The organism is Phormidium sp. CCY1219 (genome assembly GCF_055795085.1).
The window spans coordinates 1-18824 of sequence record NZ_JAYFEQ010000641.1 but is presented as its reverse complement, the minus strand read 5'-3'; the positions used below and the strand labels follow the sequence as shown (position 1 = coordinate 18824).

At 50.9% G+C, this 18824-nt stretch carries 15 protein-coding genes; 12 read left to right on the top strand and 3 right to left on the bottom strand.

Going from position 1 to position 18824, the window contains the following annotated elements; genetic code table 11:
- The first annotated feature begins 405 nt into the window (after window positions 1-405).
- From AC0QH1_RS18410 to AC0QH1_RS18365, 10 genes are all read left to right on the top strand, one after another.
- On the top strand, window positions 406-2475 hold the full coding sequence (locus AC0QH1_RS18410) for a phosphodiester glycosidase family protein (protein ID WP_324632717.1): 2070 nt from the start codon (window positions 406-408) through the stop codon (window positions 2473-2475).
- Window positions 2476-2891: 416 nt separating this feature from the next.
- Complete coding sequence (locus tag AC0QH1_RS18405) at window positions 2892-3305, top strand: phosphomannose isomerase type II C-terminal cupin domain (protein WP_324632716.1); 414 nt, start codon at window positions 2892-2894, stop codon at window positions 3303-3305.
- A gap of 277 nt (window positions 3306-3582) precedes the next feature.
- Window positions 3583-3939, top strand: coding sequence for a HesB/IscA family protein (locus AC0QH1_RS18400; protein WP_324632715.1), 357 nt, complete (start codon window positions 3583-3585; stop codon window positions 3937-3939).
- A 171-nt stretch (window positions 3940-4110) separates the two neighbouring features.
- Window positions 4111-4482: a 30S ribosomal protein S12 gene (gene rpsL, locus AC0QH1_RS18395; RefSeq protein ID WP_324632714.1), complete on the top strand. Its 372-nt coding sequence runs from the start codon at window positions 4111-4113 to the stop codon at window positions 4480-4482.
- A 593-nt stretch (window positions 4483-5075) separates the two neighbouring features.
- Window positions 5076-5297 carry a hypothetical protein gene (locus tag AC0QH1_RS18390; RefSeq protein WP_324632713.1) on the top strand — a complete coding sequence of 74 codons (222 nt, stop codon included), beginning with the start codon at window positions 5076-5078 and terminating at the stop codon, window positions 5295-5297.
- 210 nt (window positions 5298-5507) lie between these two features.
- Window positions 5508-5978, top strand: coding sequence for a 30S ribosomal protein S7 (rpsG, locus tag AC0QH1_RS18385; RefSeq protein ID WP_324632712.1), 471 nt, complete (start codon window positions 5508-5510; stop codon window positions 5976-5978).
- Between the two features lie 442 nt (window positions 5979-6420).
- Entirely contained in the window at window positions 6421-8496 is a 2076-nt protein-coding gene (fusA, locus tag AC0QH1_RS18380; protein ID WP_324632711.1) for an elongation factor G, read from the top strand.
- Window positions 8497-8598: 102 nt separating this feature from the next.
- Window positions 8599-9828 (top strand): elongation factor Tu, encoded by a 1230-nt coding sequence (gene tuf, locus AC0QH1_RS18375; protein ID WP_324632710.1) that lies wholly within the window; start codon window positions 8599-8601, stop codon window positions 9826-9828.
- Window positions 9829-10039: 211 nt separating this feature from the next.
- Window positions 10040-10357 carry a 30S ribosomal protein S10 gene (gene rpsJ, locus AC0QH1_RS18370; RefSeq protein ID WP_442957332.1) on the top strand — a complete coding sequence of 106 codons (318 nt, stop codon included), beginning with the start codon at window positions 10040-10042 and terminating at the stop codon, window positions 10355-10357.
- A gap of 367 nt (window positions 10358-10724) precedes the next feature.
- Complete coding sequence (locus AC0QH1_RS18365; RefSeq protein ID WP_324632708.1) at window positions 10725-11372, top strand: LON peptidase substrate-binding domain-containing protein; 648 nt, start codon at window positions 10725-10727, stop codon at window positions 11370-11372.
- Between the two features lie 195 nt (window positions 11373-11567).
- Here AC0QH1_RS18365 and AC0QH1_RS18360 read toward each other — a convergent pair whose 3' ends face one another.
- Both AC0QH1_RS18360 and pheA read right to left on the bottom strand, forming a co-directional pair.
- On the bottom strand, window positions 11568-12950 hold the full coding sequence (locus AC0QH1_RS18360) for a hypothetical protein (protein ID WP_324632707.1): 1383 nt from the start codon (window positions 12948-12950) through the stop codon (window positions 11568-11570).
- Between the two features lie 1548 nt (window positions 12951-14498).
- Complete coding sequence (pheA, locus tag AC0QH1_RS18355; RefSeq protein ID WP_324632706.1) at window positions 14499-15347, bottom strand: prephenate dehydratase; 849 nt, start codon at window positions 15345-15347, stop codon at window positions 14499-14501.
- Between the two features lie 328 nt (window positions 15348-15675).
- On the opposite strand from pheA, the gene AC0QH1_RS18350 reads away from it, so the two are divergent.
- The gene (locus AC0QH1_RS18350) at window positions 15676-16263 is read left to right on the top strand and encodes a DUF1997 domain-containing protein (protein WP_324632705.1); all 588 of its coding nucleotides are present in this window, start codon (window positions 15676-15678) and stop codon (window positions 16261-16263) included.
- Between the two features lie 207 nt (window positions 16264-16470).
- On the top strand, window positions 16471-17022 hold the full coding sequence (locus AC0QH1_RS18345) for a DUF1997 domain-containing protein (RefSeq protein ID WP_324632704.1): 552 nt from the start codon (window positions 16471-16473) through the stop codon (window positions 17020-17022).
- A gap of 227 nt (window positions 17023-17249) precedes the next feature.
- Here AC0QH1_RS18345 and AC0QH1_RS18340 read toward each other — a convergent pair whose 3' ends face one another.
- A complete protein-coding gene (locus AC0QH1_RS18340) occupies window positions 17250-18575 on the bottom strand; it encodes a GUN4 domain-containing protein (protein WP_473154734.1) in 1326 nt (441 codons plus the stop codon).
- Window positions 18576-18824: the final 249 nt, after the last annotated feature.

The window sequence follows — 18824 nt, the reverse complement described above, 5'->3', positions numbered from 1 at the left end:
GTGGGGGAACCGTGGGTCAGTCGCTCGGCTTATATCCCCACGGATAAATCCGGGGGCTTTACGCCGATTCTCGGTAACAATCTCCCCCGGCACGAAAGAGGAACTCTCAGCGCCAATCTAAGTTTTTTCTATGCTGAACCCTCGCGGACGGGCTAATCCCTTATTGTATCGCCTGCGTCTGAGTATTGTTGAATTATCGATCTGTCTGTTTCGCCCCCATCAAGATATCTTGATATTTAGAAGGGAACCCGCCCCTTGGCTCGTCATGCAGTAAAACCAAGCAGAGCAGTAGGGCTTGACCGCCCAGAGTTCAATTGATTGAAACCCTCCGGAGATTGGGCTGAAATGCCGGTATTTTCCCCCAAACAAATAAAGTTTTTAAATTATAACTCAAAAATGGGAAGAATGTCAATCAATTCTCACCTAAAAAATCAGCAATCCTTAGAGCGTTGCAAACTGACAGTGAAACTGCTCGAATGGTTAAAATTGCAGTGGTTAGCGGCGGTAAGCATTCCCCTGGTCGTCCTCTGGAGCATAGGGCCACTGAACGCCCAGACGGTGGGTTCACCCGCCGCCCAACCCGAAGCGAAACTTTGGGAATCCTCTGATGCTAGGGATATCGAGCTATCATCCACATCTGCCGATACCATTCAATCGGGCACCCGGGTGATGTGGAACGATCGCCCCCTAGCCATGAATTGGACGCAGTGGCAAATCAATGGCGAGCAAAAGATCCGGTTCACAGGGATTGCCGATGTGGATCTGATGGAACAGATGGGCGTCGAATTGTTAAATACCGACTCCCCGAGCATCCAGCCCGTGCGATGGTTTTCCGATCCGAAATTAGACCCGATCGTTTTACCCGCGCACCGACGCGGACCGTTGCGCTATCTCGATATTACCCCGTTAGCCGATATTCATGGATGGCAGATAACCGTAGAAGGAGAAACCCTCAACATTGTCTCGCCACCGGCTCGAGTGCAAAGCATTCGACATCAACCCGAAGCGGGATCCAAAGTGGTTATCGAACTCGATCGCCCCACAGCATTCGGCGTCAGCGCCACTCGCATCGACACATCGTCACAAGAAGACCCAAATCCCGATGGGGTGGTGGGCGAAACCCCAGAACCAACCCAACCGATGCAACAATTGACGATTCGCTTAGATGCGATCGCCTCAGAACAGCTCTGTACCCTCTTCGGGGCGAAAAGAGACTCTCGAAACCCTAGCAAAGATCTTAACTGTACCGACGGCCAGTGTGGGGGCAGGTTCACTGTCGAGAATTGCCAATCAGCGACCACTGAAGGGAACCCGGGCGAAGGCACCACGGTAAGATTTGAAATCCCGCTCTCTTGGCGTCCCCGCCTGTGGACTCACGAGGACCGCTATGCATTAACCATCGACCTGCAATCGAATCAAATCCCAGAGCGAGATATTGCGTGGGCTCCCGGAGTCCGGTGGCGACAGCAAGGGATAGAAGTGGGCAGCGATCGCTTTTCGGTGGTGTGGTTAGAAGTCAATCCCACCCAACAAGGAATCAGCCTGCGACCCATCAGTGTCAGTTCCCCAAACGACGGAATTGCCCCCCTGAGTGAAATTGCCACAACATCGGGTGCAGCAGTGGCGATTAACGGCGGATTTTTTAATCGGAACAATCAGTTACCGTTGGGGGCGATTCGGCGAGATGGCTGGTGGTTTTCCAGTCCGATTCTGGACCGAGGGGCGATCGCTTGGAATGATGTCGGCAGTTTTGCGATCGCCCGGTTGAGTTTAGTCGAAACCGTCATCACCCACACCGGCGAACGTCTCCCGGTGCAGTTTCTCAACAGCGGCTACGTGAAAGCCGGGATTTCTCGCTACACCCCAGATTGGGGGTCGAGCTACACTCCCCTCATCGATAACGAGATCGTGGTGGTGGTGGAAAGAGGACAAGTCACCGAGCATTTGTCTGGGGGTATGGCCGGTGAAAACTCCTTTGAGATTCCTGAAAGTGGTTATCTGTTAACCCTCAGAGCCTTTCAATCTGCTGCTAGCAAACTGGAGGTAGGCTCTTCCCTGCGCGTCGAATGGGCCACAGATCCGAGATATCTGAGCGTGTATCCCCATATTTTAGGTGCAGGACCGGTGTTATTGCGACATGGACTAATGGTCTTGGACGCTACAGGGGAGCAATTTAACGAGAACTTTTCCCGAGGAAAAGCCAGCCGCAGCGCGATCGGCAAGACCGAACGGGGAACCCTGGTCATAGCTACGGTTCACAACCGCATCGATGGTCCCGGACCCACATTGACCGAAATGGCAAGCATCATGGAACAACTCGGCGCAATTGACGCCCTCAATTTGGATGGCGGTGGTTCCACCACCCTTTACCTCGGCGGTCAACTCTTAGAACATCCGCCTCGGATCGTCCCCCGGGTTCACAATGGCCTGGGAATTTTTATCGAGGATCCTGCTGCAGATGCGGGCAAACTTTAAAGTTTGTTTAAAGCACTCGGTTATGAAGTAAAGAGTTGGTATAGATGCCTTGCATCCGTCAGTTGAGAGATGACGGGGGTGAAATCCCCTGTTATCGTAGGGGTTAGTAAGAGATATTGCCGAATTTTGCCAATTTTCTCGAACTATCCCTCTCCCCGGTGCAGTTTTCGGCAACCTATCTTCACCCAAAACCGAGATGGTTAGGGGGGAAATCATCCGGATACAGCGATCAAAAATAGGGTAGAGAACACTTTTCAAAAATTTTAGCCGGGAAAACCCCCGAGGGGCTTTGCCGATAAAAGATTGACCAGTGGCGAGAATGCCGCCTGTGGGAGGGATAAGCCCTTCTCATCAAGACACTACCACCTCGCGTAGCAGGTGGAGGAGCATTCATGTAAGTTTACGGAGATAAAGTTATGGCTAATCCTCAAGAAGTTCTGCCAGTTTCTGCCACAACTGAAACGCCAGAATTACCCACCGTTGCCTCTACAGAATTACGTCCTTGGGGTTCTTTCACGGTGCTCGAAGATGCAAAAGGCTATAAGATTAAGCGGATTGAAGTCAAACCGGGACACCGCCTCAGCTTGCAAATGCACCACCACCGCAGCGAGCATTGGATCGTGGTGGCGGGAACGGCAAAAGTGGTTTGCGGCGATCGCGAAGAAATGCTGACGAGCAATCAGTCTACTTACGTGCCCCAGTGTACGAATCATCGTCTGGAAAATCCCGGCGTGATTCCCCTGATTTTGATTGAAGTTCAAAATGGAGAATATTTGGGCGAAAATGATATCGTGCGCTTTCAAGACGACTATGCCCGGGCAAAAAAATAAACCCTAGGGTTTAGCAAAGTCAAGCAAGCTTTGGGATTGCAGGCAAAGCGCCCTATACGTAGCAACAATTGCGAAAAGAATCTAGATCGCCTCCACAGGCACATCTGGGGGCGATTTTTGCTGGGAAGCTTGATGGCGCGTATTGCGGGTTCAGGGTTGGCGTCTCAATGGGGAAGCCAATCGGTTGTTATTTTTTAGGGGAGGGCACTCCTTTAGGGCGATAACGCGATAGAATAGCGATCGCCGTGCGAGCTGAGTCAGCCACAGCCAAAAGACCATGATTACTCTGAGCCAAGCTGCATCTGTCGAAGTCAACCGTCTCAAGCACAAACGGGAAAACCCAGAGGGTTTATTGTTAAGGTTGGGGGTTCAGACCGGCGGCTGTTCTGGGTTGTACTACACGATGGAGTTTGACGCCGACTCAAAACCGGAGGATGTGATTTACGAGTGCAATGGGATTAAAGTGGCGATCGAACGGCAAAACTTGGAGTACCTAAGCGATCTGAGCTTAGATTATTCTGAGGATTTGATGGGGGGCGGGTTCCGCTTTCATAACCCCAATGCCACCGAGACCTGTAGTTGTGGAAACTCCTTCTACCGCGAAGATGCTTCCTCCCATGCCTCCCATGTCTAGCCGAGGTTGTCTAGGGGCACTCTAGCAGCGATGCGATCGCCCCTGCCTCAGCCCAAAGCGTCGGCGCTTTGTCTTTTTTTACCAAAAAAATTGACACAACCCCTGCCGATCCGATATAGTTATAGATTGTTGTAAAGTTGCCCACACAAAAACTTGGATACCCTGTAACTCATGCCCACTATTCAGCAACTCATCCGTAGTGAACGCCATAAAATCAAGAAGAAAACCAAGTCGCCAGCTCTAAAGAGTTGTCCTCAGCGTCGTGGAGTTTGCACGAGAGTTTATACCACAACGCCGAAAAAGCCAAACTCAGCTCTGAGAAAAGTAGCGCGGGTTCGCTTGACTTCTGGATTTGAAGTGACAGCCTACATCCCGGGAATCGGTCATAACCTACAAGAACACTCCGTGGTGATGATCCGGGGAGGTCGGGTGAAGGATTTACCTGGCGTTCGTTACCACATCATTCGCGGTACCTTAGACACGGCGGGGGTGAAGGATCGCCGTCAAGGTCGTTCTAAATATGGGGCGAAGCGTCCTAAATAACGACTCAATTGCTAAATAAGAGGAGAAGCGAAGCAAGGAGATAGAGACAGGATAAGGGAGTAGATTCGTTTTTCAGTAGAATTCCGACCCGAAGGGTTCATGTGAAAAAAACACCCCCGACGCCTAGAGTGGCAATGACCGCTTACCGCCAAACAAGGTGGCGAAAATCCGCCGGATTATTGCAGTGGATTTCGCAGCAGGCGGAAACAGAGGCGACTGTCCGAATCAATCTTTGCAGGGTTTCGATGTACCAGGATTTCATCCAAACGGATGAGCGCTGTTAATGCGCAAATCGGTACAATACCTCCAAGGTAAAAATCGCCGCGATGGACTGGTGAGTTCAAAATCGGACTTAACGCAGTGTGGGTGACGATCGCGCTGGAATCTGGGAAGGTAAGCAGAGGAGAATTCTGCAGCTTCATCCGAGCCGCTCGGCTCGGAAAAGAGTCAGCCAAGTGAAGGGGTCTTGAGAAGACAGCGGGTAGAAAAGCGATCGCTGTTAGCCAGGGGAGACCCGGTTTAATTCAGCCGCTCGATGCGATCGAGTATGATGACCTCAAAGGGGCGAACGACTTGGGCGCGATCGACATACCGTGAAAAGCCGAGCTGCAAAAGGGGAAGAAATTCCCAAGCAGCAGACAGGCAGCGAAGAAAAGCTGAGTTCATCGAGAAAAAGGCGAGCGATCGAGGTGGAAAGCCTAGATGCGATCGCAAAAACGGCTCGCGCGGGTGAAAAGCACAAGCAGCCAGGGGTTTGCACTCCTAGAGCCAATGGCGATCGCCAAAAACGGCCTGAAAAGGGCTGTTGGCAGTGAGCCAGTGCAACCCAAACGCTCCTTGGACAGGATCGGGAAGTGACCGAGCTGTAGCAAGAGCCGTCACCCTGAACGGGGAGCTAAAGAAATTGTCGAGCCTTCTACTCAGACAAGAAGGCCAGTGCTTCTGGTGCAAAAAGTTTGGGTAGGGGGTCAATTGACGATATTATTTGAACAAGAATTCCACAATAGTTTCGGTGAAAATTTACTATGTCTCGTCGCAGTGGTAGTCAAAAACGTCCAATTCCTCCGGATCCAGTTTATAATAGCCGCCTGGTTAGCATGATGGTGCGGCGCGTAATGGAGAGTGGCAAAAAATCCCTAGCCTCCCGCATTGTCTATGACGCCATGAAAACAATTGAGGAAAGGACTGGAGCCGAACCTCTGGAATTGTTCGAACAAGCAGTTAGAAACGTTACGCCTTTAGTGGAAGTGAAAGGACGCCGGGTGGGTGGTGCAACCTATCAGGTGCCGATGGAAGTCCGCTCCGATCGCGGAACGGCTCTGGCACTGCGGTGGATTATCCAGTATTGTAGAGCCAGATCCGGTCGCACGATGGCGGTGAAACTTGCGAATGAACTGATGGATGCAGCCAACGAAACCGGCAGTGCAATTCGCAAGCGCGAAGAAACCCACCGGATGGCAGAAGCCAATAAGGCATTTGCCCACTATCGGTACTAATTCGTAGGACAACCCGTTTCTTTTGAGAAACGGGTGTAAAATGTAAACAAGTTTTGCAAAAAATATTAAAATGTAACGGAGAAGCAGCAGTCCACAGCCGTCTGCCCCTGGGCAGGCCGATTCATGTGGATTGTCCTAGGAAATGGGTGGCTTCAACAGCTTGCTAGGACGTTAAAAAGCCTAGAGCGAAGCAGTCAACATCCTTCCGCAAGTCGAGAAGGGGCTGAGTGCAAACCACGACCTATCAGGAATGGTGTGTTCTCGAGTTCGCGAGACTCAAGCGGTTGTGGGAGCTAGGAAATCCGAAGCAGGTGTCTGGAATTAGCCAGAGATAACCTTTACCAAAGAAGTCGATCGCCCTGGTATCCCTTGGGATCGGCGGAAACACATCACTCGCTGTAAAAAGCACGCACGACTTGCTGCAAAACAAAAGGAGGTAGCTGTGGCACGTACTGTCCCGCTTAAAAAAGTGCGAAATATCGGAATCGCAGCCCACATTGATGCGGGTAAAACCACAACCACAGAACGGATTCTGTTTTACTCCGGGGTGGTACACAAACTCGGTGAGGTTCACGAAGGAAATACCGTCACCGATTGGATGAGTCAAGAAAGAGAGCGGGGCATTACCATTACAGCCGCTGCTATCAGTACCAACTGGAGAGAACACCAGATTAACATTATCGATACCCCGGGTCACGTAGACTTCACCATTGAAGTGGAACGTTCCATGCGCGTCCTGGATGGAGTGATTGCGGTGTTCTGTTCTGTGGGTGGGGTTCAGCCGCAATCAGAAACCGTGTGGCGGCAAGCCGATCGCTATAGGGTACCGCGCCTCGCCTTCGTGAACAAGATGGATCGAACCGGGGCGAACTTCTACAAGGTTTACAACCAGCTACGCGATCGCCTGCGGGCGAACGCCGTCCCCATCCAGCTTCCGATTGGCAGTGAAGACAACTTCACTGGACTGGTGGATTTGGTGAAAATGCAAGCACGCCTCTTCACCAACGACCTGGGCACCGACATGCAGGATACAGAAATTCCTGAAGACATGATGGAATTGGCCCTAGAGTATCGCAGCAAGCTGATCGAGTCCGTAGCGGAAACCAGTGACGAACTCACCGAAAAATACTTAGAAGGTGAAGAATTCAGCGAAGAGGAAATCCTCAGCGCTCTGCGTCAAGGCACCCTGGAGGGCAAAATCGTGCCGCTGTTGTGCGGTTCTGCATTCAAAAACAAAGGCGTACAGCTGTTGTTAGATGCCGTAGTGGATTATCTGCCCGCACCGATTGAAGTGCCGCCAATTCAGGGTACTCTGGAAAACGGCGAACCCACAGTTCGCAAAGCCGATGACGACGGACCGATGTCTGCCCTGGCCTTTAAAATCATGTCGGATCCCTACGGTCGTTTGACCTTCTTGCGGGTCTACTCCGGCATCGTGAAGAAAGGCAGCTATGTCTATAATTCCACCAAGGACAAGAAAGAACGAATTTCGCGCTTGATCGTTCTTAAAGCAGACGAACGGATTGAAGTAGATGAACTGCGAGCCGGAGATCTCGGGGCGGCGATCGGGCTGAAAGACACCTTCACCGGAGATACGATCTGCGATGGCGACGATCCCGTGATTCTCGAGTCCCTCTATATCCCCGAACCGGTGATCTCCGTAGCCGTGGAACCCAAGACCAAGCAGGACATGGAGAAGCTCTCCAAAGCTCTGCAATCCCTGGCACAGGAAGACCCCACCTTCCGGGTCAGTCTCGATCCAGAAACCAATCAAACCGTGATTGCCGGCATGGGCGAACTGCACCTGGAAATTCTCGTCGATCGCATGTTGCGGGAGTTTAAGGTGGAAGCCAACGTGGGTGCGCCCCAAGTGGCTTACCGCGAAACGATTCGCAAAACGATTCAGTGTGAAGGGAAATTCATCCGTCAAAGTGGCGGTAAAGGTCAGTACGGCCACGTCGTCATCGAACTCGAACCTGCAGAGTCAGGCACCGGCTTTGAGTTCGTCTCCAAAATCGTCGGTGGGGCAGTGCCCAAAGAATACATTCCTTCCGCCGAGGAAGGCATGAGAGAAGCCTGCGAATCCGGCATTTTGGCTGGGTACCCGCTGATCGATGTCAAGGTAACATTGGTAGATGGTTCCTACCATGACGTTGACTCCTCTGAAATGGCCTTTAAGATCGCCGGATCGATGGCCATGAAAGAAGGAGTGATGAAAGCCTCACCGGTTCTGTTAGAACCGATGATGAAAGTTGAGGTAGAAGTACCCGAGAACTTCCTCGGAGACATTATGGGCGACCTCAATTCCCGCCGTGGGCAAATCGAAGGCATGGACTCTGAAGAAGGAATTGCCAAAGTCACTGCTCATGTTCCATTGGCAGAAATGTTTGGCTACGCCACGGATATCCGGTCGAAGACCCAAGGCCGAGGGATCTTTTCGATGGAGTTCAGCCACTACGAAGAGGTACCTCGCAACGTGGCTGAACCCATTATTGCCAAAAGCAAAGGGAACGCATAATTATTAGTCAGACAAAAGTTGTCAGTGGTCAGTAGCACCCGATCGCTGACAACTGACAACTGACAACTGACAACTGACAACGGAAAAAGGAACAAAAAGTACATGGCACGCGCAAAGTTCGAACGGAATAAACCCCACGTCAACATCGGTACGATTGGTCACGTTGACCACGGCAAGACCACGTTAACTGCAGCAATTACGCTGACCCTCGCCGCTGGTGGAAACGCCACAGCGAAAAAATACGAAGAAATCGATGCGGCTCCCGAAGAAAAAGCACGGGGGATTACCATCAACACGGCTCACGTTGAGTATCAAACCGCCGATCGTCACTACGCCCACGTGGATTGCCCCGGTCACGCTGACTACGTGAAAAACATGATTACTGGGGCAGCTCAGATGGATGGCGCAATCCTGGTGGTCTCTGCGGCAGACGGTCCGATGCCCCAAACCCGCGAACACCTCCTGCTGGCCAAGCAGGTCGGGGTTCCCAATATCGTTGTCTTCTTGAACAAGCAAGACCAAGTGGACGATGAAGAACTCTTAGAACTCGTAGAACTCGAAGTTCGCGAATTGCTGACCGAATACGATTTCCCGGGCGACGATATCCCCATCGTTTCCGGTTCGGCTCTCAACGCCCTCGAAGCCCTCACCTCTAACCCGAATATCTCCAAGGGTGACAATGAGTGGGTGGATAAAATCTATCAACTGATGGATGAGGTGGATGCCTACATCCCCACTCCCGAACGGGCTGTGGATAAACCCTTCCTGATGGCCGTTGAAGACGTGTTCTCGATTTCCGGTCGGGGTACTGTGGCCACGGGCCGGATCGAGCGCGGCAAGGTCAAAGTGGGCGAAACCGTCGAACTGGTGGGCATCAAAGACACCCGCAGCACCACCGTGACCGGTGTGGAAATGTTCCAAAAAACCCTGGACGAAGGGATGGCTGGCGATAACGTCGGCGTGCTGCTTCGCGGTCTGAAAAAGGATGACGTCGAGCGCGGAATGGTAATTGCCAAACCCGGTTCGATTACCCCTCACACCCAGTTTGAATCTGAGGTGTACATCCTCAAAAAAGAAGAAGGCGGACGCCATACTCCCTTCTTCCCCGGCTATCGTCCTCAGTTCTACGTGCGAACCACCGACGTGACCGGCACCATCAACGCTTTCACCGCTGACGATGGCAGCGACGCAGAAATGGTCATGCCCGGAGACCGGATCAAAATGACCGTTGAGCTGATCAACCCGATCGCCATCGAACAAGGAATGCGGTTCGCTATCCGCGAAGGCGGTCGCACCGTGGGCGCTGGTGTGGTCTCCAAAATCCTCAAGTAGCATCCGCACCGCGTTAGCCTCTCGGGCAACATCGCTCTAACTCGGGAGCAGAAAAGCAACCTTTTATTACCCTGCTTTTCTGCTCCTGTTGTCTCTCTAACCACTCATTTGTCCCGGGTCTCGAAGTTCTGGATGGCTCATCCTTAACCCCTCTCGCCTGACCCCCGACAAATCACCACTGCAAAACTGTACCTAGAAAACTAAACATCCAATGGCAACTCTGCAGCAGCAAAAAATTCGCATTCGTCTCAAAGCCTTCGATCGCTCCCTCCTAGACACCTCCTGCGAAAAAATTGTCGATACCGCCAATCGCACCAACGCCACAGCGATCGGTCCGATTCCCTTACCCACCAAGCGCCGGATCTACTGCGTTCTGCGCTCTCCCCACGTGGATAAAGATTCTCGCGAACACTTTGAAACCCGCACCCACCGCCGGATTATCGACATTTACCAACCCTCCTCCAAAACCATTGATGCCCTGATGAAACTCGACCTGCCGGCGGGGGTGGATATCGAGGTCAAACTCTAAGCAACCCCATTGGGTTCCCCCCTCATTCCCCGGAAACCCCACCAATCCCGAACAAGCCGGAAAGCCGCAGGCAAAAGATACCCCAGTGCAGTGTTGTGTCCTCTGGATTCATCACTGGAGCGATATCAACTCATCCCTCAAACTGCATCCACGAGCATCTTTGCCCCTGGCGTTCTCCGGCTTTTCCCGGCAAGAAAAACCGAAAAACATATTAATATTTCTTATAACTCTGACCAAAATCCGACCGACTCCCCCCCTCCATTACCATAAAAAACTGCCCTTGTCAATACCCTCATGCGAAGATGGCTGCGAAAAAAATCCGCTACAGTAAGTAAAGAAGCGCAGTTACCGTTTTACCTGAGGGAAAATGCCATCGTCCTCCTCACTCGCAGTTCGAGAACTCCCCCTATTTCCATTGCCGGAAGTCGTACTCTTTCCCGGCAGACCCCTACCCCTGCATATCTTCGAATTTCGCTACCGAATGATGATGAACACCATTCTGGAGAGCGATCGCAGATTTGGGGTACTCATGTGGGATCCCGTGCAAGGCCAACCCGCCTCCATCGGCTGTTGTGCCGAAATCCTTCAATACGTCCGCTTGCCCGACGATCGCCTGAAAATGCTCACCTTGGGACAACAGCGATTTCGCGTCTTAGAATACGTCCGCGAAAAACCCTATCTCGTCGGCTTAGTCGAATGGATCGAAGATCGACCCACAGATCAAAACCTCCAACCCCTCGCCTCTGACGTAGACGAACTCCTCCGCGATGTAGTCCGTCTCTCGGCAAAATTGATGGACCGCGAAATCGAACTTCCCGAAGACATCCCCGACCTCCCCATCGAGTTGTCCTATTGGGTGGCAAGCAACCTTTATGGCGTCGCCTCCGAACAACAAGCCCTCCTCGAAATGCTCGATACCGCCACGCGACTGGAAAGAGAAGCCGAAATCCTCTCCTCCACTCGTTCTCATCTCGCGGCACGCACTGTCCTCAAAGATACCCTCAATGAAGATTAACCCATAACCCAGACTCCGGCTGATACAGCTATGGAAAAGCGGGGCCACTAGCACTCCCCAGCTCTTTCACACCCTTATCCGCCGGATTGGGTATGACGCGCTTGGTGCGTGACCCCCCCCAACCCCATCAGTGGGAGAATTCGCCGATCGCCAAGCGGGCCGCGCACCCAACCGTGCCTGCCCTTCCCCTCTCTTTTACCGGATGACCCTCCACCCATACCAGTGGCGCACCCCCAACCACGCCACCGACAGCAATGCCGCCAGAGACAGGGTAAAACCGCTATAGCTGACAATCAATCCCAACACCGGCAAAACCGCCCCGGCGATCGTGCTGAGCAAAACCGCCAACCCCGCTTGCCTGTTTTTCCCCAACCCCCACACCAATCCCAACAAGACCGGAAACACCAACATCCAGGCGAGCTTCACATCCATCAAGCGACTAAAATAGGTTAAACTCAGCAAGCAAGCAAAGAAAATCCCTGCCGCGATCGCCACATCTGATAACCGCATCGGCACGGATAAATACAACAGCATTATCCACCACAAAAATATTCCCGGTGCTAACAACAGCAAACGCGGCAACACCCCCGTATTCCGCACCGGATCCGTTGCCGTAAATACCCCAAACGGATTCCGCACCGACACATTTTCCTCAAAAACCCAACTAAACCGGGTACCCTCTCTTTCCAATTTGCGCTCCGTGGGCACGATACCACTGGCAAACTCTGCCCGATCGAAATTCGCCAGCACGGTTAACTGGAATTTTGACACCGACTTGCCCCCCGCATCGTAAACCCACCTCGGTCCCCCTTGGGCTTGATACCAGACGCGAAACCGGGTGGCTTCTCCCGCTTCTAGGGAAAAGGGAAAGCCATAATCCCCCGGGTTCACCTGTACTAAGCGCCTTCCATCCCGCTCGATGTGGAAATTTTGCAGCAGGGAATAGCCGTAAGGGGGCCGGAATTCAAAGAAAAAGTCTTCTTTCTCGTTCAATCGATTGATGACTTCATATTCCGCCTCGAAATCGGAGAGATAAATGGCTTTTTCATTACTCGGATCGGTGGCTTGGTTGAGGGTGACGTCAATTTGCGAGGCGGCGATCGCTAAATATCGATTCACCTCTCGCGTATCTTCCACTTTCACCGGTTCCCCATCCACCCAGCGATCGTAGGTGTAGGTTTCTTCTACTACATAGCGGATTTGCGGCGCGGCTTGTTCTAGGCGATCGCCGGATACAATTGCCGCCACCTCCTGGATCCGCCCTTGCTCCCAGTGATGATACCGATTCGCTAACGTGGAACATAAAAAAAATCCCCCCACCAACAAGGTCAGCACTAAGGCAAAATGCGGTAGGATTTGCAGCGATCGCAAATACCCAGTCAATCCAGCTTCTACCAGCGATCGCCCCTCTTCTCTGCCCTGGGTAGACCAATTTAACACCGCGATCGCAATTCCCAACCCCACCACCAACATAACCAGCGTGACGGATATCTTCAGCACTTGGCCACCGAATTCTATCAACTCATTCGGATGGGTTAAATCTGGCAATCCCGGAATTCCTTGAAACGATCCATTCATCTTTGTTTTTTAACCTCTCCTACAGATAGGGGGGGAAAGTAAAATAATCAACCCGCTTCATTAAAAAAATCAATACCTCAGTCGCAGTTACAACCCGGTTTTCTTCCCTCTAAATAAAGCAATTCGGTTTCTTATCCGCTTGATATTAGAACTGAGGCAATGGCTTGCAAGTCGATATAAATTTAGTAAATAGTGGAAATTGTCAGTCCTACAAATTGGCTCAATTTAGGACATGGGGCAATGCATACCCTGCTATTTTCTCCTTTTTTCTTGCAAAAACCTTGACTATTCTGGCGAAACGTGCTATGTTTTTTATTATGGGAAAATGTGCCGCCATATATATAGTCTGAAATGGCAACTCTCGAATGCGATCGCTTCTTTTTGCGCTTCTATTTCCAGAGAACAGCCTATCAGCAGCAACCCCATTAGTATTCGCTAAATTCAATAAATCGGCATCGAATATTTGCCGCAAAGGGGAAATCGATCGCACCCTAAAAATTCACTGCATTTCGATTGGTATTGATTGGGAAATTGAAAACCCGAGAATTTTTCTGTAGATTGAGGTCGTAGGGGGGAAGCGATCGCCCCTACCCACATTTGTGCATAATCACAAATGCGCCTCAGCATTTTATCCCTCGCCCTCCCCAACCCCCGCGATCGCCGCAGTTAAAACATCGGCGATCGCGGGGGTGAGTGTTTATCGGGGAAGTTTCGGGCGGGCAAAAGGGGGATAGTCAATCAAAACGCCCGGAATTTACACCGTTTGACCCTGTAAAAATGCTCATTCTCCGGGAAAATTCTCCCGGTTCGAGAAAATGACACATCTTTGTCACAGAAAAGTCAAACCAGCGTCATATCGGGTTCCTATTCTTTTAATTGAGAGAAACATGTTCACTCCTCACACCCCAAACACCCGATCGCATCCTCGATCGGGTTTTTTCTTTGCCCCCCTTCTGCCGATAAATGGGACTTACAGGGAATATTTTTGCATCTTAAGCCAAGATCCACTGCGATCGCTGCTTTTTCCAGAAAATTTAAGATTCCCCGATTCGATTCGCATGGAGTGATTTTTCCCAGCAATGGATTTTCCTCCCATGCAGGAGAGTGACATTAAGCAAGCGTACCTCCACCGCACATGTATTGAGGGGGAGGCGGTAGTTCTAGTAGGGTGCCTCTACACTCGTCTGGGAACCAGTTCAACGAAAACCTGTAAATTATTTTGCCTAAGTGTTTAAAAATCCTGCTTTGCGGTTTTGGAGACAGCAAACCAGACAGCGGATTTATGCATTAAATGACAAACCGGGGTTGTCTCTTCTGCCCGCAGCAGCAAAACTCTGAACCAGAAACCGACGAAACCTGCATCGTCGCCAAGGGCAACGAATCGCAATCATAAACCAGATTTCTTTACCCAAAATGTTATCCTGAAACCCCCATAAAATACTGAGACCCGGTTTCTCTTACCCAAATTCCAACAAATTTATTAGTTTGGCATCATAGCAGGGTTCTCCAAATCAACCCAACAAAACGCTAAAATTGACAAAAAACACCTCAATCCGGTTTCACAGTAACTCCATCGTAACTGCCAAAAATTTTCAACGTTTCCGTGTAACTGCTTAATTCTTGCAAAGCCGATTTCACCGAAGTATCGCGCCAGTCGCATTCTAAATCGATAAAGAACAGATACTCGCCGAGAGAACGCTTCGTCGGGCGAGATTCGATGCGACTTAAGTTAATCGAGCGAGTGGCCATTAATTGTAACGGTTTTGCCAGGGCACCGGGAACATTTGCGGGGACGCTAAACCCGAGAGACGTATGACTTCCGCCCGGAGAATTGTCCAGACTCACCGCCCAAAATTTGGTGTAATTTTCCGGGCGATCGTTAATGGGAAAAGCCAGAATTGGCACTTGATAAAGTTCGGCGGCGCGTTGAGAGGCGATCGCCCCAGCCAACTCATCTTTTTCCAACTGATTCACCGCCTCAGTGGTAGAATTCGTCGGCACCAATTGCACGTTTCCCAAATACTGTTCCATCCACTCTTGACACTGCGCCAAAGCTTGGGGATGAGAATAAACCGTTTTAATTTCTTCCAGGGTTTTAACGGTAGAAATCAGGGCATGAGAAATTGGCAAAACTAAGGCTTTTTGAATTTGCACCGTGGTGACTTGCCAGAGGGTATCCAGGGTAACGGGGACGCTTCCTTCCAGGGAATTTTCCACCGGGACAATAGCCAGTTTTACCTCTCCTTTCGCCACCGCGCGAATGGTTTGAGCCACACTGGGATAAGGACATAATAAGCATTTTTGCTCAGACTGTTGCTGTAGCAAGTTCATATAAGCGAGAGCAGCAGCTTCAGTATTGGTGCCGGCTGGTCCCAAATATGCGATCGAGACAGTCATGGTTAGTATTCCTCGTGGTATTTGTTCTGCACAAAGGGGAGCGATCGCTCATCACCGATCCAAGCAAAACTCGCGCCACAGCGCAATAGCATCTCTCACCCCCATTGAGAATTGCTTATTTTTTAAACGATTGTTCTCAATTTTCTCAGGAATGCAGTAGGATTATGAGAAAGTTAAATCTCCAATCCCACCCGCCTGGGTGACATTGACCGTCTTGCCCCGCCAAAGGTGCCAGTTTGACAGGGCTGACCCGAATTATTACAAATTGTTAAATCTTGTAATAATTGTTAACATAATGGACAGATAAGTAGAATTTGGTTCCTACCTCATGCAGACCCGATTTTTTGCCTCCCAATCCGTAGAACTCGCCGTTCCAGAAGAACCGGTACCGATTCAGCACTATCTGCGTCAACCGCAACGGTTGGTGAGTGCCCTCGTGGATCCCAATAGGATAGAACAACTGAGCAAACAGCGCTACAAACTGAAAATGCGCCCGAAAGAATTTTTGATGCTGAAATTTCAGCCCACCGTAGATTTACGAGTATGGGCCAAACCCGATGGAACGGTGAACTTAGTCTCGGTGGGGTGCGAAATTCGGGGAGTGGAGTACATCGATCGCCGATTTTCCTTAGATTTAGTCGGAAAACTCTCCCCAGTGGAAGTGGATGGCGTCACCTATTTAAAAGGAAAAGCCGATTTAACCGTAGAAGTAGAACTCCCGCCACCGTTGTGGATGACTCCCAAACCCCTCCTAGAAACCACCGGCAATGGGTTGCTCAAAAGCGTGCTAATGACGATTAAGCAACGATTGATGCACCACCTGTTGTCCGATTATCACCAGTGGGCCTCCGGGGAAACCGAAGTATCCTTGGGACACCGAGGGCAGGTGTTTTCACCCAATACCCCCACGGTGTGATACCCCCGTGGGGTCGCGCCCGCGCTATGCGGTAAAGACTGACGGGGACTTTACTCCCCGTTTCCCCCGAAGAGGCGATACAGTTGTCATATCGCTTTACAAAACTTAAAATAATAATCCAGTGAATCTGAAAATATTGCAAAGAACTGTAAACTACTGTAAGGTTTACTCAACTTTGTTTCACATCCCCCGATAGAGCATCCTCCTATGTACCATCATTTTGTTGCAAAACAATCGGTTCAGCTTGCCGTACCCGAACAGCCCGTGGCGATCGAGCATTACCTACGCCAACCGGAACGAATTGTCAAGGCGATCGGGGATTCCAGTCGGATCCAACAGTTAACCGACGATTGCTATCGGCTGAGAATGCGTCCATTGAAGTTTTTTATGCTCAAGATAGAGCCTACAGTGGACATGAAAATATGGGCCGATGCCGATGGCACCATTCATTTAAAATCCGTCGCCTGTGAATTGCGCGGAATTGAAACCATTAACGAACACTTTCAATTGAACTTAAGCGGCACCATGCAGCCAGTCAGCAGTGGCGCAAAAAGCTATCTGCAAGGCGGTGCGGAATTAGGATTAAAAATTTATCTCCCGCCCCCGTTTACCATGATGCCAAAATCGATGGTACAAAACACCGGAAATAACTTACTCGGCAGCGTGCTGCTAAAAATGAAACAAGGATTGATGCAACAATTGTTGTTAGATTACACCCAATGGGCGCAAGCAGCCGACAAAGAATTGGTTGCGGCATAAATGTCTTTGCCTCGCACCTATGACTCGTTCCCAGGCTCCCGCCTGGGAACGTTAATCTTGAGGCTCCGCCTCCTTGAGTCTCGGTGCGTCACCGTGGGTATGACTCGTTCCCAGGCTCCCGCCTGGGAACGTCGCGCTTGAGGCTCCGCCTCCTTGAGTCTCGGTGCGTCACCCCCGCAGGGAATGGGTTGATGGTCCCGCAGATGCAGGGGCGGGGGTGACGCACCCTACGGTTTGTTTGCCAATTCTTCCCGGGCGAGCAAGGCGCTTAAGGTATCGATCGCCCAACCGCAACACACCTGAAATCCCGACCCCCAACGGGCGGTAAAATGTAAGGGTAAATGACCGTCTGGAGCATCGGTAGAAAACCAAACATTCTGATAATAAACCCATTGATTCTCCACCCGCCAGCCGATTTTTTCTGCAAACCGTTTCACGGCTGTGGTATCAAGCGAGTTTTTCTGTTGAATGCTTTTCCAAATTCGCTTTTGCACGCTAAAGCCAAATTTGCCATTACTATAAATCAGCCACAATCTATCGATAGTTTTTAAATCGGTAGCGGGAAATTGTTCTAAACTTTTCTTATCGAACCAGCCGGGATTTTCCCGATCCGCCACCCGTAACATGATGGCGGTGGTTTCCCGATCGCCCTTTTGCCATTCCCCCGCCGCTAAATAATCCCGCAATCGGCGATAGTCGGCCCCCACCTCGCTTTCCAAGGGAAGAGATTCGGCGGGGGAGGCATTTTCTGAGGAGAAAACCAGCGGGCGATCGCGTAACACTTCCAATACTTCGGCGGCGGATTGATAGCGAGATTTAACGGGTTCTTGCAACAAGCAATTTAAAATATGACGGAGGCGATCGCTGAGCTTTTTTCCTCCTTCAGCGAGCTTATTTTCCCACACCCAAACTCCTTCTAACGGGTCATAAAGTTCGTCAGTGCCATCGGCGGCGAGGAAGCATCCACTGAGCAAGCGAATGCAAGTGACCCCCAAACTGTAAAGGTCGCTGGCGGGATAAACTTGCCCGCGTAGTTGTTCGAGGGGGGCATATCCGGGGGTGCCGGTAACGGTTCCCCGTTGAGTCAAGGTGCTTCCCGTCAACTGTTTGGAAACGCCGAAATCAATCAGCACTAATTTTTCATCTAAATCGCGCAGAATATTGTGGGGTTTAATATCGCGGTGGATAACAGCAGCGTCGTGAATGAACTGTAGAACCGGCAGCAATTGCCCTAATAGATCCCAAATTTTCTCTTCGCTAAATGCGCCTTGTTGTTGGAATTCTTGGAATAAATTCTGACCTTTGACAAAATCTTGGATTAAATAAAGGGAGTTATCCCGTTTGAAATAAGCCATTAAGTCGAGGATTTGCGGATGTTTTCCCAACTGATACAAACGGTAGGCTTCTTGTTGGAATAATGTGGTGGCTTTTTGCAGTGCGGCCTGTCCGTGAAAAGCGGGTAAAAATTGTTTGATAACGCAGGGGGTATTGAGGCGATCGCGATCGCGGGCTACAAAGGTGCGGGCAAATCCGCCCTGGCCCAACAATCGAATCGGTCGATAGCGCTCTTTGAGGAGCAGTTGAGCGCCACAACCGACACAAGCGGTGGCGTTTTCTTCATCAGAAATTAGGGTTGGTAAAGGGGAGAACGGAAACCCTCGTCATTTATGCGTAGGGAGGAGTTCTCCCCATCCCCGGTTTGAAAGCCTTTAACGAACTTGAATAGCGGCACGTAGCGCTTGGGAAATCCAAACTTATCCGTGCGACACATTTGCCGCGTACCATGTCCTTTGGCTTCGATT